Origin of the sequence: Bradyrhizobium sp. CSA112, from assembly GCF_029051645.1 — a bacterium.
Classification (GTDB): Bacteria; Pseudomonadota; Alphaproteobacteria; order Rhizobiales; family Xanthobacteraceae; genus Bradyrhizobium.
Genome location: NZ_JAACFS010000025.1, coordinates 1 through 13,979, shown reverse-complemented (window position 1 = coordinate 13,979; position 13,979 = coordinate 1). Strand labels below are relative to the sequence as shown.

Sequence of the window (13,979 nt, the reverse complement as noted above, 5' to 3'; positions counted from 1 at the left end):
AGCTGCGCCAGTTTAAGCGCAGCCCTTCCATGCCGCCCTACTTCGCTTCGCTCGCCTTGATTCCCGAGCTTTCAACGAGCTTGGCCACCCGCGTCAGATCGCTGGCGAACAGGCGCGCGTGTGCCTCGGGCGACAGCTCGTTTTCGGGAAATGGCAGGGTTCCGAGCTGCTTCAGCTTCTCCAATAGCTCTGGCTCGGAGAGTGCCGCGCGGAGCGCCGAATTCAGCGCATTGATGGTCTCCTTGGGCGTACCCTTTGCCACATAGAGCCCATGCCACATCGAGTAGCTGACCTCGGGCATGCCGAGCTCGGCGGTGGTCGGCACGTCCTTCAACTGTTCGAGACGTTTTGACGACGTAATGGCGATGCCGTGAAGTGTTCCGGCCTGAATCTGCGGCAGCGCGTTGGTCACCTGATCCCACAGCAGATCGATCTGCCCCGCCAGGAGGTCGGAGATCGCGGGGGCTGATCCGCGATAAGCCACGACCGTCGGCTTGAAGCCGAGCACATTGCCCATCATCACGGCGCACAAATGACTGTTTGTCCCGAGACCACCATGCGCGAAGTTCGCCTTGTCGCCTTGCGCCTTGATCCAGGCGACATGGTCCTTCGGGCCCTCGCCGGGGATCGACTTGCGGCCGATCAGGACCATCGGCGCGTTGTTGACGAGGCCGACGGGCTCGAACGCCGTTTTCGTATCATACCGCAGGTTGGTGAACAGGCTGGGCGCCGCGAGCAACGCGACATGATTGATCAGGATTGTCGAACCGTCAGGCGCCGACCGGGCAACGCGATCATTGGCCAGCGTGCTGCCGCCTCCGACCACGTTCTCGATGATGACGGTCTGGCCGAGCGTGCGCGACATTCGCTCGCCAATGAGGCGAGCGACGGTATCTGTGCCGCCGCCGGCCGCAAAAGGCACCACCAGCGTCACGGTCTTAGACGATTGCGCGTGGGCCTGCGGCGAAAGCGCCGCAATCAGGAGACCAACGCCCATGAGGGCGCTTCTAAATGGAAGATTGATCACGACGGTGTCCTCCAAAGTCTTTGCTTTTTGTTGTTATGCCGCATTGTTGCGGACGTGCGCTCGTTGGCGAAGCCGCGCCGCTGAAAACAGCGTGGCGCCGCATGACTTCGGATCATGCTGATTGCCGTTCTGCAAATCAATTGTAAAGCGAGCGTAGCTCGCCGGCAGACCGGCGTGATACGATGTCCTTGAGGCGCAGATGGCATCGGGACCGAGTTGAAAATGAGCGAGGCTGCATACGTCGCGGTCGATTGGGGCACGAGCAGTTTCCGGCTTTGGCTCGTCGATCGGGGCGGCAACGTCCTTAGGGAACGGCGCAGCCACGAGGGCATGATGGCAGCGGGCAAGCTTGGCTTTCCCACCGTGCTGCAATCGCATCTGCAGGCCGTCAGCGCCGCGGATGGGCTGCCTGTTATCGTATGCGGCATGGCCGGCGCCCGGCAGGGCTGGGCTGAAGCCGGATATGTCGACACGCCGGCGCCGCTTGCATCGATCCTGAAGCATGCCGTCCCGGTGCGGGGACAGAACCGCGACATCCGGATCCTTCCAGGAATCGCACAACGCGACCCCAAGGCGCCGGATGTCATGCGGGGCGAGGAAACCCAGCTATTAGGTGCCCTGGGTTTAGACGCGGCAGGTGACGCGGTCGTCTGCATGCCGGGCACCCATTCCAAGTGGGTCAGGGCGCGTGGGGCGACCGTCGAACGCTTCGCCACGTTCATGACGGGCGAGCTGTTTAGCGTCGCGTCGCGCGAAACGATCCTGTCCCACGCGGTAGCCGGCGCCGATGAAGCGGAAGACATCGACGCCTTCAAGTCGGCAGTCATGGCCGCCTTTGAGACGCCTGCGTTCGCCGCCAATCTGCTGTTCCAGGTGCGATCGGGGCAGCTCCTCTACGGCGGCAAGCCAGCCTCGGCCCGCGAGAGAATATCCGGCACCCTGATCGGCCTTGAACTTGCGGCCGGGCTCGCCGGAGACGTCCCCAGGACCGGCATCACGCTGGTGGCGTCAGGGCGGCTTCAGATGCTTTACCAAGTGGCGTTTGATACGGTTTCCGTCTCCGTCCGGTCAATCGGTGCCGAGGATGCGGTCCGTCGCGGCCTCTCGATGGCCGCTGAGTCGATTTGGAGTGTATGAATGAGCGTTGTCCCGTTCCCCCCGATGAAGCGTCCGTTGGTCGCGATCCTGCGCGGCGTCCGGCCCGAGGAAGCGGCGGATATTGTCAGCGTGCTGATCGACAGCGGCATGACGGCGATCGAGATCCCGCTCAACTCGCCGGATCCGTTCCGCTCCATCGAGATCGCCGTCAAGAAGGCCACCACCGAAATTCTGGTTGGTGCGGGCACCGTATTGACGCTGGAAGCGGTCGAGCGGCTCCATGACGTCGGCGGCCGGCTCCTGGTCACCCCCAACGTCGATCCCGAAATCATTGCCCGAGCCCGGGCATGCGACATGGTCACGATGCCGGGCGTCTTTACCCCGACGGAAGCGCTGCTTGCTGCCAAGGCCGGCGCCTCCAGCCTCAAATTCTTTCCTGCGAGCGTGCTTGGAGCCGCGGGAATTGCCGCCATTCGCGCCGTTCTTCCCGCCGACCTGATGATCGCCGCCGTGGGCGGCGTCTCCGACGCCAACTTCGCGGACTATACGAGGGCCGGCATTCTTGCATTCGGACTCGGCAGCAGCCTCTACAAGCCCGGCATGACAGCGGCGGAAGTAGCTATTCGCGCCAAGGCGACGATCGACGCGTACGAAAGGGCGATTCAACAGGCGCGGTAGGCAGCGAGGCGGCTTGCCGCGCCGAAGCATCAGCGAAGGCGGCTGGCGGAGAGAGTGTCAGTCAATCCACATTGAAAGATCAAGAATTTTCGACCTTTCCAGACCAAAACCCACGATTTGAGCAACAGCGTGAAAAGCCTACGCGCCTTCCGGACGGCGCCATCGCGCCCGGTCGCCACGGCTCCACCAAAATGTCGAAAACAACCCCATGCAAAGTAGCCGGCGGCCGCCGCAACCGAAGGTTTGGACCGAAAACTTGACACGTCGGGCAAATCAGCGGCACAATTTCATCATCCCAGAATTCGCTAAACGACTGCGTGTGCGCAATATCGGTGCGATCATGTTCCGCGTGGCTGGACCGTTGAGGACACGCCGCTGTCGCTTGCGCGAGGATGCAGAAACCGCGAAAATCCGGGCTGTTTCAGAACTTGTCAGGGGAATTCGGCACAGATGCAGTTTGATGACGTTATTCTCGGTCGCCGGAGTATCCGCGGTTACAAACCTGATCCAGTACCCAAAGCGCTGATTGCGGAAATCGTTGGTTTGGCGATGCGCGCGCCGTCGTCGATGAACACCCAACCCTGGAATTTCTACGTCATATCAGGCGAACCGCTGGACCGGATCCGCGCCGGCAACACCGAGCGGATGGTGGCGGGCATCCCGCAGTCGCGCGAGTTCCGCACCGGTCAGGCCTTTGCAGGCAAGCACCGCGACCGGCAGGTCGGCGTCGCCAAGCAATTGTTCTCCGCGATGGGAATCGAGCGCGACAACAAGGACAAGCGCCAGGACTGGGTGCTGCGCGGCTTTCGCCAATTCGACGCGCCCGTCTGCGTGATCATTACCTATGACCGCGTGCTCGACGGCAGCGACGATACGCCGTTCGACTGCGGCGCCGTGGCGACCGCCCTGGTCAATGCCGCCTGGTCGCGCGGGCTCGGCGCCGTGATCAACAGCCAGGGCATCATGCAATCCCCCGTGGTGCGCGAGCACGCAGGGATCGCCGACGATCAGGTCATCATGAAAAGCATCGCGCTGGGCTGGCCGGATGAAACTTTTCCGGCGAATGCGGTGGTGTCGGAGCGGAGGTCCGTCGAGGAGGCCACGGTGTTTGTCGGGTTCGAGAATTAGCGGCGCGCGCGGGCGGAAGGTACAGCAGTGATCCGCGCCATGGTCCGACGTGCACTTGTGCTGACGGCGGCCTTTGCCGCGGCGTTGACGCCGGTCACGTGCCGTGGCGAAAGCAGCAATGCGTTGCCGGCCAAGGCAACAAGGGAATTACCTCCCGAGCTGCTCTCGCTGCTCCAACAGAAGAAGATGGAAAAAAATTCACCTATCGTCGTGCGCCTGTTCAAGGAAGAGGCGGAGCTTGAAGTCTGGAAACAGAACTCTGCCGGCCGTTTCCAGATCCTCAAGACCTATCCGATCTGTCGGTGGTCGGGCGATCTCGGGCCGAAATTGCATGAGGGCGACCGTCAAGCCCCAGAGGGGTTTTATACAGTTACACCTGACTTGATGAATCCCAACTCAAACTTCCATCTTTCGATCAACCTCGGCTACCCCAACAAATTCGACAGGGCTAACAAGCGCGACGGCAGCTTCCTCATGATTCACGGCGACTGCTGGTCGAGCGGTTGCTATGCCATGACAGACGAACAGATAAGCGAGATCTATTCGCTGGCGCGTGACTCATTCCTCGGCGGCCGGCCGTCGTTCCAGGTCCAGGCCTATCCGTTCCGCTTGACGCCAGCGAATCTGGCGCGGCATCGAAATAATCCGAACCTCTCCTTCTGGAAAATGCTCAAGATCGGCAACGATCATTTCGAGACGACGCAACTCGAACCGAGGGTGGATGTGTGCAACCGCCGCTATGTATTCGATGCGCAACCTCCCCCGAATTCGCCGTCCCCTCTTGTGTTCAACCCTGCCGAAAAATGTCCCCCCTTCGTCGTCAATCCGCAAATCGCTCGGCGGGCGCTGGAGAAGAGGCGCGCCGACGAGCTCGAATACGCGCGATTGCTTGAAGACAATTTGCCGGCTGCCCCGATCTACAGCGGACTGGACGGCGGAATGAACAAGGCGTTCCTCGCACAGTTTCCGGGCAGAGTGACGCTTGCGAAAGTAATGCCGTATGCATCCTATCTGCCGCAATTGCCCCCGATCCCCTGGATCGACAACGATGGCTCGTTGACCAGCAAATGGTTTGGCACCTCGTTCTCCAAACCGGTTGTGTGTGATGCGGCTCGTGCCAGCTTCCCGTCGGGCCGGTGCTAAGCTCTTGTCCGACGTCAGCGATGGGGTCATCAGCAGACCACGCTTGGCATCGACATTTCGTCGGCTCATCAGGGTCAAGCGCGACAACAAGGACAAGCGCCAGGACTAGGCGCTGCGCGGCTTCCGTCAATTCGACGCGCCCGTATGCGTGATCGTGACCTATGACCGCGTGCTGCACGGCAGCGACGATACGCCCTTCGATTGCGGCGCCCTGGCGACCGCCTTGGAACCTCAGAATTTGCCTCAGCGAGCGGCCGCCGCCACGAAGGCCGATGTGAAGAGCAGATGGATAACCAGAAATAGCTTGGCGATGTCCCGCGCTTCACCGCTGGCGACGCCCCAAATGTCGTTAGCCGCGACGGCGCCGAAGCCGACGATGTTCGCGAGCAGGACGACACGGAGCGTGGAGGGCTCGGCATTTCTCGACAGCCAGTTAAGCACGGCGATGCCGAGAAACGGTCCGCCGAGAAGCCGCAGCAGCGCAAGCAGTTCGGGTGCAGCATCCGTCGGCACGGCATCCCGGCCGAACTGTATCGGAAAGAACATCAGCGCCAGGCCAACAAGGGCCAAGTAAAGCGCGGATAGGGTAAGCGTCAGTTTCGTCATTGGGCCCCCTTCGGCCGGACATCAGCTCAAGCGTAATGGATATGGCAAACCTGGCGGGATCGTCGTGCCCGCGGTCGCAATATCAGATCGCTCGCGCGCGGCGATCGCCGGTCCCAGCGAGCTTCGGTCCACGTCGGCGATACTCGTTCGCCGCGCGCGAGCGCTCCTCCCATCGATCAGCCTGGCGGTAATCCGTCCGAACACCTCCGCGACCGGCCGGCGGATCAGCATTTCGGCGTTGGCGACAAGTTCTGCCATCAGCCAATAACCAAACTCCGGAATTACGGGTTCCGACAGACGAGGAGACGTTTGCAGGGCACATAGTTGGCTGGCGGAGAGAGTGGGATTCGAACCCACGGTACGGTTTCCCGCACACACGCTTTCCAAGCGTGCGCCTTAAGCCACTCGGCCATCTCTCCGGAGGCCCTCTCTTGAAGGGGCAGGACTGATTTTGCAAGGGACGCTGGGCGCAGCCGCTAAAATTTCCCCAACTGGTTGAATTTATTTGGCAATTCGGCGCGGTTGGCATCGAATGATCGGCGTTCGCCGGGCGCTTGAACCGGAATCCGGCCATGATCGACGACGATATTGGCACCGCAATCGGTGGAGACTGGCACGATGATCACACGGACGCTCCTGCTCTTGATCCTGATCCCGGCATTGGCAGCGGCCGCGGCCGGCCCGGCAATGGCGCAGGCTTGCACCCGGCAGGGCGTGGATGTGAGTTGCGACGACGGCCGGCGCGGCATCTTCGCGGGCGACGCCATCGTCTGGGCCGATGGCTCGCGATCGAGGCTGGCCTCGCCGCATCCGAGCGTTATCATCGGCAACAAATCGTCCGTCGTCATCGGCCCCGGCGTATTCGCCGGCTCCGGCTCAGGCAAGGGCATGGTGCCGATGGAAAATCCGAGCGCGCCCAACAAGGCGCGCTGTCCGGTGCTCGATGGCGTGTCGTATTGCTATTAGGCGCGATCACTTAGATTGCCAGTGCCCGTCTCCGCCCCTCATGGTGAGGAGCGCGAAGCGCGTCTCCGGACGATGCTTCGCATCGCCGGGCGAACCATGAGGCCACAGTCGGGCCTCATCCTTCGAGACGCGGCGAAGGCGCCGCTCCTCAGGGCGACGGGAAATAGCTTGCAGACTCTAGTGGTACCGCGCGCCGCCATTGGTGGCGGAGCGGAGCGGCCATAGGGCGGGCTCGGGCATGACAGGTGCCAACTCGTTCCTGTCAAGCTGGCATTCGCGCAACGCCTCGACAAAGTCGGCGAACCATTGCTGGATCGTATGGCCGCGCAGCTTTGCCATCATTGCTTCCCAGCGCATCCGCCGTTCGGTCAATGGCATCGATAGCGCGATCGCGATGGTGCGCGCCATGCCGTCGATATCATGCGGATTGACCAGCAACGCAGTGTCGAGCTCGTTGGCGGCGCCGGCAAATTTCGACAGCACCAGCACACCGGGATCGACCGGGTTTTGTGCCGCGACATATTCCTTGGCGACGAGATTCATGCCGTCCTGCAACGGCGTCACTACGCCGACCTGCGCGGTGCGATAGAGGCCCGCGAGCACGGCCTGGCCGTAGCCCTTGTTGAGATAGCGGATCGGCGTCCAATCGACTTCGCCATGCATGCCGTTGACGTCGCTGACGAGCTTGGCGACCTCGCTCTGCAGGTTGCCGTAGGCCTCGATTGCACCGCGCGAGGGCGTTGCGATCTGCAGCAGCGACACCGTGCGCGCCAGCGATGGATGCAGGGTCCACATCTGGTCGAAAGCCTTGATGCGGTTGATCAGGCCCTTGGAATAATCCAGCCGGTCGACGCCGATCGCGAGCTTCTCGCCGTTCAGGCTGCGCCGCAGCCGCGAGACATCAGGATGGGTCGACGCCTTCGTCGCCAACTGGGCGAATTGCTGCGGATCGATGCCGATCGGAAATACCGCGGCGCGCGTCCGGCCGTGGCGCGAAATGATGACGCCGTCATGCACGACAAGGCCGAGGTCGGACTGCGCGTAGGACAGGAAGTTCTCGCAATCCTCCTCGGTCTGAAAACCGATCAGATCATAGGCCAGCATCGCCTCGATCAGCTCGCGATGATGCGGCACGCCTGATATCACCGAACGCGCCGGCCACGGCGTATGCAGGAAGAAGCCGATCGGCTCCGATACGCCGAGATCGCGCAGTTCGGCGCCGAGCGCGAGGAAATGGTAGTCCTGAATCCAGAACGCGGCATCCGCTTTTCGGAATCGCAGGAGCGCACGCGCCATGAAGGCGTTCACCTCGCGATAGCTGAGATAGTCCTCCTGCGAGGCGCGGATCAGATCGGCGCGCGAATGCAGCGCCGGCCACAATGCGGAATTCGCAAAACCCTCGTAATAGCCGCCGTAATGCGCGGCCGGCAGATCCAGCATCGCCAGCGCGCCGGCGCCAAGGGCCTCGATTTCGGCGAACGGTTCCTTCTGGTTCCCGTCACGGACCCTTCCGCTGGAACCCACCCAGATAGCACCGGACTTCTCGACGATCGGCAATAAAGCCGCCGCGAGTCCCCCCGTCATGGGTTCGTTGGGTTTTCCGCGGGAAACGCGGTTAGAAACGACGACGAGGTTCAAAGGTCCCCTCCCGTTGGTACGCTCGCGTTAACAACCGTTCATCAATATGGTTCCTGATCACCCTTTCAACGAATTGAAACCAAATTCGGGCTGCTCAGTGCCGGAACTCACCGGAACTCACGAAAAATAAAATTTGCCGCGAACCTCGGCGTGAAGCGTGAGAATCTGTGTTCGAAACCGGTCGAGACGAAAAACATTATGGCAGTGATGCGTCCCTTTCGTCGTCAAGCAGATGCGCGAGGAACTCACGCACGTCGCTCGGCGCGTCGAAATGCCCGGCCACGCCCTTGGCGCGACGGCCGACCGAGAAGGCGAGGCCATCAAGGTCAGGCATGATCGCAAAGACGGTCTCGTCGGTGACGTCGTCGCCGATGAAGAACGGACGGCGGCCCTTGAAAGGTTCGCGCGTCATCAATTCGCGCACGCCGCTCGCCTTGGTGAAGCCGGAATGCTTGATCTCGCAGACGCATTTGCCGGGCAGCACTTCGATCGGCGCGTTGGGAAGATCCGCCCTGATCAGCGACACCGCGGCATAGATCGCCTTCTCGGCGTGCGGCGCGAGACGGTAGTGCAGCGCCAGCGAGTAGCCCTTGTCTTCCAGCAATATTCCAGGACTGAGCTTTGCAATCGCCGCCAGCCGTCGTTTCAATTCCTTGTCCATCGGCGGCGCGTGGGCGGCCACCGCCTCGCTGTCCGGCTCGATCCGCATCTCGGCGCCATGGCCGCCGACTGCCGGGAATAGATCGGGCGCGAAAATCAGGTCGATGTCGTTGAGCGAGCGGCCGCTGACCAGTGCCAGCGCGCCGTTGGTTCGCACCAGCAGGCGATTCAAGGTCTTCGCCAAGCCTGGCGGCACCCAGACTTCGCGCGGCGTCGGCATCAGATCAAGCAGCGTGCCGTCGATGTCGAGCAGGATGGCGGTTTCGCTTAAGTGCGGCACCAGCGAGCGCGGTACCGGAACGGTTTCCGCCACGGCCTCTTCTTCACGGACGATATCATCTTCCAATGGCATTTCGGCCAGATCCTCGTTCATTTCATCCTACTCCACACATGCTAGCGGCCGTGCGACAGATTCGAGCGATTTTCGCTCGGCCGCAACGGCATATCGCCACGCGACGGCCGCGGCCACGATCATCAATGCCGACCCTAACAGGTAGCCGGCGAAAACGCTGTTGCGCGATCCGGTATCGATCAGGGCGCCGAACAGCGCCGGTCCTACCACGCCGCCAATGCCCGTTCCGATCGCATAGAACAGCGCAATGGCGAGCGCGCGCACCTCCAGCGGAAACGTCTCGCTGACGGTGAGATAGGCAGCGCTCGCCGCCGGCGAGGCAAAGAAGAAAATCACCATCCAGGCGATGGTCTGGGTCTGCGCGCTCAGAGCGCCGATCGAGAACAGATAGCCCGATAGCGCGAGCAGGACACCCGACACGCCATAGGTGGTCGCGATCATCGTGCGACGGCCGAGGGTATCGAACAGCCGCCCGAGCAGCAGCGGCCCCAGGAAATTGCCTGCCGCAAAGGGCAGAATGTACCAGCCGACATCGTTGGAGGGGATACCGAAGAAGTCGGTCAGCACCAGCGCGAAGGTGAAGAAGATGGCGTTGTAGAAGAACGCCTGCGAGGCCATCAGCACCAGCCCGACCAGCGAGCGTTGCCGATAGGTCGTGAACAACGTCCGGGCCACCTCACCCAGCGGCGTGTGGCTGCGCATCTTCAGTCTGATCTTCGGGAACACCTCATCGGCCGCATGATCCGAATGTCTCGTCGACGACCTCTCGATGCCGTCGACGATCGCGTGCGCCTCCTCGGGACGACCATGGACCATCAGCCAGCGCGGGCTTTCCGGAATCCACATCCGCATCACGAAGACGATCAGGCCGAGAGCGGCGCCGATGAAATAGGCCGCCCGCCAGCCGAGATCCGGAGCCAGCAGGTTGGGATCGAGCAGCACGATGGCGGCGACCGCGCCCATCGCAGCCCCGATCCAGAAGCTGCCATTGATCACGAGATCGGTCCAGCCGCGATAACGCGCCGGTACCAATTCCTGAATCGTCGAATTGATCGCGGTATATTCGCCGCCGATGCCGGCCCCGGTCAGGAAGCGAAACAGCGCGTAACTTGCCACGTTCCACGACAGCGCGGTGGCTGCGGTGGCGGTGAGATAGAGCGCGAGCGTAATGAAGAACAGCTTCCTACGCCCGATCCGGTCCGTCAGCCAGCCGAAACCGAGCGCGCCGAGCACGGCGCCGGCGAGATAGGCGCTATTGGCAAGACCAACATCGAAATTCGAAAACTGCAGCGTCGGGCTTTCCTTCAGCGCGCCCGACAAAGCGCCCGCAAGCGTGACCTCCAACCCGTCAAGAATCCAGGTGATGCCGAGCGCGGTGACGACACGGGTATGAAAGCCGCCCCAGCGCAAGCAATCGAGCCGCGCAGGGATGCTGGTCTCGACAACGCCCTCGTTATCCTGCTTCAGCCGTGCGGAAATGGAGGCGCTCTCATCCACCGCCGCACCATGCCTTATCACTTTCGCAACTCACTTTCGCAACCATCCGATTGGACCAACGAAAAAACACCCCGGAACGCCCCAGCCCCAGGGTTTTCACGTCAAATTGCGGCAAACATGATGCCCGACACCGAGATAACTCCCTCGGAGGACTGGGGTTCCGGGAGTATTTGGGTGGCGAAATTGCATAGCTGTTGTCATGATCTGCGCGTGTGTGGGAGTCGCCGAGCGTTCCCTCGCGTCATTGCGAGCGCAGCGAAGCAATCCATCGCGCGGCAAGCGGAAGCATGGATTGCTTCGCGCAGCCTGTCATCGGGCGCATTCGCGGCGCAGCGACTTGTAAATGCACTGTTGCCGTCATTCGAAGAACGACGAGGAACCGAACGATCGGGCGGCCGTTCTCGGCAAAACAGCAGATGGAGCTGAACATGGCCGAACGACGCAAGACCACCCGCCCACGAAAGACCGCGGCCCGAAAAAGCAGCCGCACGACAACCGCAAAGAAATCATCGCCGAAGCGATGGTCGCAACGGGTCACCCGTGAAAGCGACGCGCTCGATCTGAAACGCGGTGTCTTCAAGCTGACCAGCGCAAAGAAGATCGCGGCGTCGCTCAAGCGATCCGCCGAGCACAGCTCGCGCCGCAAGTCGGGCGCGTATCGATCGGCGCTGTCGATGCTGACTTTCTACATCAACCGTGCCGGCAAGACCTTACCAAAAACGCAGCGTACGCGGCTGGAGCGCGCGAAGGTCGAACTGAAGCATCAGTTCGGGCGGGAGTAACTCTGCGTCGTCCCTGCGAACGCGGAGGGCACGCGGATGTCACTTAATTCGTAGCCCGGATGGAGCGAAGCGCAATCCGGGGTCAGTGCATCCGCGACATCGCTCCCGGATTTCGCTTCGCTCCATCCGGGCTACTCGCTCAGGCCGCTCTCTCAGCACATCGCTCTGCTTGGAGCGACAATCGAAAATCACGCCGCCCTGATATTCGCCATGAAGCGATCGAGCTCTTCGCGCAGGCGCGTGCTTTCGCGCGACAGCGTGCGCGCCGAATTCAGCACCTCCTCGGAGGCCGCGCCGGTTTCGGTCGCGCCGCGGTTGACGTGCATGACGTTGGCGGCGGCCTCCTGCGTGCCTTGCGCGACGTTCTGGACACTGCGCGCAATTTCCTGCGTCGCCGAGCTTTGCTGCTCGACGGCGCTGGCGATGGTCGAGGCAATGTCGGAGATCCTGCCGATGGTGCCGCCGATCTCCTTGATCGCGGCGACCGATTCCTGCGTCGCGCCCTGCATGCCCGAGATGTGATTGGAAATCTCGTCGGTCGCTTTCGCAGTCTGGCTGGCGAGCGATTTGACCTCGGACGCAACCACGGCGAAGCCGCGGCCGGCATCGCCCGCGCGGGCGGCCTCGATGGTGGCGTTCAGCGCCAGCAAATTGGTCTGCTCGGCAATCGCGGTGATCAGCTTGACGACGTCGCCGATCTCCTGTGCGGCACGCGACAGCTTGCCGATCCGCCCGTCGGTCTGTTCGGCCTGACGGACGGCGGCTTCCGCAATCTGGCTGGATTCCTTGACGCGCCGTCCGATCTCGTCGACAGACGCCGACAATTCCTCGGTTGCTGATGCCACCGACTGCATGTTGCTGGAAGCTTCTTCCGATGTGCTGGCGACCTGGCTTGACAGGCTCTGGGTAGTTTCTGCCGTCCGGGTCAGCTTGCCGGCGGAGCCTTCGAGCTGCACGGCCGACGACGATACGTTGGAGACGATGGCGCCGACCGCAGCTTCGAACTCGTCGGCGAAGCGAATGAGTTCGGCGCGGCGCGCGGCGCTCGCCGCCTTGTTCTGCGCTTCCTGGGTGGCGGCGTCGCGCTCGGCCCGGGCGATGGCCTGGACCTTGAACTCCTCGACCGCACTCGCCATCTCGCCGAGCTCGTCGTTGCGGCCGAGGCCGGGCAGCACGACTTCGAAATTGCCCGCAGCGAGCTTGCGCATCGCGTTGCACATCGCCGTCATCGGCTTGGAAATACCCTTGCCGAGCAGGAATGCCCAGACGCAGCCAAGCAGGAAGCCGCCGGCGGCGAGGATCAGGATCAGCCGCTCGGTCTCGCCGATGGTCGCATCCGATTCAGCCTCTAGCCGCTTCTGGTCGGCCAGCAAGTCCGATTTCATGGCGCCTGAGCCCTTGTTGATGGCGGCGGCCGACTCCGTCATTTCCAGCGTCAGCTCATCGATCTCTTTGGCATTATCGACCAGCTTGGTGAGCGACTGCCGGTATTCCTCCAGCATTCCCCCGACTTCCTTGATCCCCTCGAGGATCTTTTCATTTTTCGACGAAATCGCCTTCAGCGAGTTCTCGACGAATTTCAGGCGCGCCAGCGCACTGGCTGCGACCGCCTTGTCCGAATTGACGACGAACGTGTTGGCGAGCGCCGTGACCGCTTGAAACTGCTCGGTCACCTTCTTCGTGCCGAGCGTGATCACCGGCATTTCGTCATCGTCGGCATTGCTCGGGAGATCATCGAGCTTGTAGCGCAGCGAGTTGCCGGTGCGCGTGAGCTGGTTTTGCGTGATGCGCGCGCTCTCGTCCTTGACCTTGAGGATGTCGGCGAAAATCTTGGTGAAGGCGCGGAACTCGCGCTCCAGCTTGACGACCTGCTCGAGCCGTGTCGGGTTGGTAGTCCCCTTCATCGAGGCAATGATCGCGTCCTTCAGCCCGGTTTCGGCTGTTAGCGCCGCCTTGCCGTCCTCTTCCTTGCCGGTCGCAACGAAATAGCGGGCGAGCGAGCGATAGGAGATCAGTTCGCGGTCGATGTCGCGCGACAGGTCAGCCTCCTGCACGCTGCGCCGGTAGGAATCGACGCCGGCGGAAACGCGCTCGAATCCAAGATAGGCAAAACCCATGCTGGCGGCCGAGATCGCCAGCACGACGGCAAAGCCGAGCATGATTTTGGCGCGGAACCGCAGGGTTGGGAGCTTGAGAGACGAGCCGCTACGTTTCAGGAATCGCACGTCACACCCCGTTTTCGTTCTGAAAAACAGGCATCGGGAGGCCCAGCCCCCAATCCGGTGCGCAAAGTTAAGGCAGAATGGATAAGGGTGCGTAAATCCGGGCAAAATTAGCAAGGGGGAGCTGGGTGACCGTAGTTCACCCTCCCCTGGAGGGGGAGGGTCGCCGCGTAGCGGCGGGG

At 62.2% G+C, this 13,979-nt stretch carries 14 protein-coding genes, 1 tRNA gene and 1 pseudogene; 7 read left to right on the top strand and 9 right to left on the bottom strand.

Going from position 1 to position 13,979, the window contains the following annotated elements:
• Positions 1-37 precede the first annotated feature (37 nt).
• A complete protein-coding gene (locus tag GWE18_RS29580; protein ID WP_275189256.1) occupies positions 38-997 on the bottom strand; it encodes a tripartite tricarboxylate transporter substrate-binding protein in 960 nt (319 codons plus the stop codon).
• 252 nt (positions 998-1,249) lie between these two features.
• Here GWE18_RS29580 and GWE18_RS29575 point away from each other — a divergent pair, with 252 nt between their 5' ends.
• The 5 genes and pseudogenes from GWE18_RS29575 to GWE18_RS29555 all read left to right on the top strand — a co-directional run.
• Entirely contained in the window at positions 1,250-2,164 is a 915-nt protein-coding gene (locus tag GWE18_RS29575; RefSeq protein WP_275189255.1) for a 2-dehydro-3-deoxygalactonokinase, read from the top strand.
• Positions 2,165-2,803, top strand: coding sequence for a 2-dehydro-3-deoxy-6-phosphogalactonate aldolase (locus GWE18_RS29570; RefSeq protein WP_275189254.1), 639 nt, complete (start codon positions 2,165-2,167; stop codon positions 2,801-2,803).
• 450 nt (positions 2,804-3,253) lie between these two features.
• Positions 3,254-3,931, top strand: a complete 678-nt coding sequence (locus tag GWE18_RS29565; protein ID WP_275189253.1) for a nitroreductase — start codon at positions 3,254-3,256, stop codon at positions 3,929-3,931.
• Between the two features lie 27 nt (positions 3,932-3,958).
• Positions 3,959-5,074 (top strand): murein L,D-transpeptidase family protein, encoded by a 1,116-nt coding sequence (locus GWE18_RS29560; protein ID WP_275189252.1) that lies wholly within the window; start codon positions 3,959-3,961, stop codon positions 5,072-5,074.
• Between the two features lie 67 nt (positions 5,075-5,141).
• Positions 5,142-5,300 (top strand): annotated as a pseudogene (locus GWE18_RS29555) (nitroreductase); the annotation flags it as partial.
• Positions 5,301-5,317: 17 nt separating this feature from the next.
• On the opposite strand, the gene GWE18_RS29550 reads toward GWE18_RS29555, so the two are convergent.
• From GWE18_RS29550 to GWE18_RS29535, 4 genes are all read right to left on the bottom strand, one after another.
• Complete coding sequence (locus GWE18_RS29550; protein WP_275189333.1) at positions 5,318-5,680, bottom strand: hypothetical protein; 363 nt, start codon at positions 5,678-5,680, stop codon at positions 5,318-5,320.
• A 21-nt stretch (positions 5,681-5,701) separates the two neighbouring features.
• Positions 5,702-5,938 carry a hypothetical protein gene (locus GWE18_RS29545; RefSeq protein ID WP_275189251.1) on the bottom strand — a complete coding sequence of 79 codons (237 nt, stop codon included), beginning with the start codon at positions 5,936-5,938 and terminating at the stop codon, positions 5,702-5,704.
• A gap of 71 nt (positions 5,939-6,009) precedes the next feature.
• Positions 6,010-6,099, bottom strand: a tRNA-Ser gene (locus tag GWE18_RS29540).
• A 57-nt stretch (positions 6,100-6,156) separates the two neighbouring features.
• Entirely contained in the window at positions 6,157-6,306 is a 150-nt protein-coding gene (locus GWE18_RS29535) for a hypothetical protein (protein ID WP_275189250.1), read from the bottom strand.
• Here GWE18_RS29535 and GWE18_RS29530 point away from each other — a divergent pair.
• Positions 6,299-6,646 (top strand): hypothetical protein, encoded by a 348-nt coding sequence (locus tag GWE18_RS29530; RefSeq protein ID WP_275189249.1) that lies wholly within the window; start codon positions 6,299-6,301, stop codon positions 6,644-6,646. The genes GWE18_RS29535 and GWE18_RS29530 overlap by 8 nt on opposite strands.
• A gap of 177 nt (positions 6,647-6,823) precedes the next feature.
• Here the strand turns inward: GWE18_RS29530 and GWE18_RS29525 are convergent, their stop codons facing one another.
• The 3 genes from GWE18_RS29525 to GWE18_RS29515 all read right to left on the bottom strand — a co-directional run bounded on the left by GWE18_RS29525 (position 6,824) and on the right by GWE18_RS29515 (position 10,793).
• Positions 6,824-8,284, bottom strand: coding sequence for a trehalose-6-phosphate synthase (locus GWE18_RS29525; protein WP_275189248.1), 1,461 nt, complete (start codon positions 8,282-8,284; stop codon positions 6,824-6,826).
• A gap of 196 nt (positions 8,285-8,480) precedes the next feature.
• A complete protein-coding gene (gene otsB, locus GWE18_RS29520; protein ID WP_275189247.1) occupies positions 8,481-9,317 on the bottom strand; it encodes a trehalose-phosphatase in 837 nt (278 codons plus the stop codon).
• 6 nt (positions 9,318-9,323) lie between these two features.
• A complete protein-coding gene (locus GWE18_RS29515) occupies positions 9,324-10,793 on the bottom strand; it encodes an MFS transporter (RefSeq protein ID WP_275189325.1) in 1,470 nt (489 codons plus the stop codon).
• 428 nt (positions 10,794-11,221) lie between these two features.
• Between GWE18_RS29515 and GWE18_RS29510 the strand changes: the two genes are divergently transcribed.
• Positions 11,222-11,575, top strand: coding sequence for a DUF3175 domain-containing protein (locus GWE18_RS29510; protein WP_275189246.1), 354 nt, complete (start codon positions 11,222-11,224; stop codon positions 11,573-11,575).
• A 188-nt stretch (positions 11,576-11,763) separates the two neighbouring features.
• Here GWE18_RS29510 and GWE18_RS29505 read toward each other — a convergent pair whose 3' ends face one another.
• Positions 11,764-13,734 (bottom strand): HAMP domain-containing methyl-accepting chemotaxis protein, encoded by a 1,971-nt coding sequence (locus tag GWE18_RS29505; protein WP_275189324.1) that lies wholly within the window; start codon positions 13,732-13,734, stop codon positions 11,764-11,766.
• Positions 13,735-13,979: the final 245 nt, after the last annotated feature.

What these genes read in the sequence shown, in the direction of transcription:
- GWE18_RS29565 (WP_275189253.1), top strand. Translation starts at nt 3,254, where the DNA reads ATGCAGTTTGATGACGTTATTCTCGGTCGCCGGAGTATCCGCGGTTAC.
- GWE18_RS29545 (WP_275189251.1), bottom strand. Translation starts at nt 5,938, where the DNA reads ATGGCAGAACTTGTCGCCAACGCCGAAATGCTGATCCGCCGGCCGGTC.
- GWE18_RS29530 (WP_275189249.1), top strand. Translation starts at nt 6,299, where the DNA reads ATGATCACACGGACGCTCCTGCTCTTGATCCTGATCCCGGCATTGGCA.
- otsB (WP_275189247.1), bottom strand. Translation starts at nt 9,317, where the DNA reads ATGAACGAGGATCTGGCCGAAATGCCATTGGAAGATGATATCGTCCGT.
- GWE18_RS29505 (WP_275189324.1), bottom strand. Translation starts at nt 13,734, where the DNA reads ATGCTCGGCTTTGCCGTCGTGCTGGCGATCTCGGCCGCCAGCATGGGT.
- GWE18_RS29575 (WP_275189255.1), top strand. Translation starts at nt 1,250, where the DNA reads ATGAGCGAGGCTGCATACGTCGCGGTCGATTGGGGCACGAGCAGTTTC.
- GWE18_RS29510 (WP_275189246.1), top strand. Translation starts at nt 11,222, where the DNA reads ATGGCCGAACGACGCAAGACCACCCGCCCACGAAAGACCGCGGCCCGA.
- GWE18_RS29550 (WP_275189333.1), bottom strand. Translation starts at nt 5,680, where the DNA reads ATGACGAAACTGACGCTTACCCTATCCGCGCTTTACTTGGCCCTTGTT.
- GWE18_RS29570 (WP_275189254.1), top strand. Translation starts at nt 2,165, where the DNA reads ATGAGCGTTGTCCCGTTCCCCCCGATGAAGCGTCCGTTGGTCGCGATC.
- GWE18_RS29580 (WP_275189256.1), bottom strand. Translation starts at nt 997, where the DNA reads ATGGGCGTTGGTCTCCTGATTGCGGCGCTTTCGCCGCAGGCCCACGCG.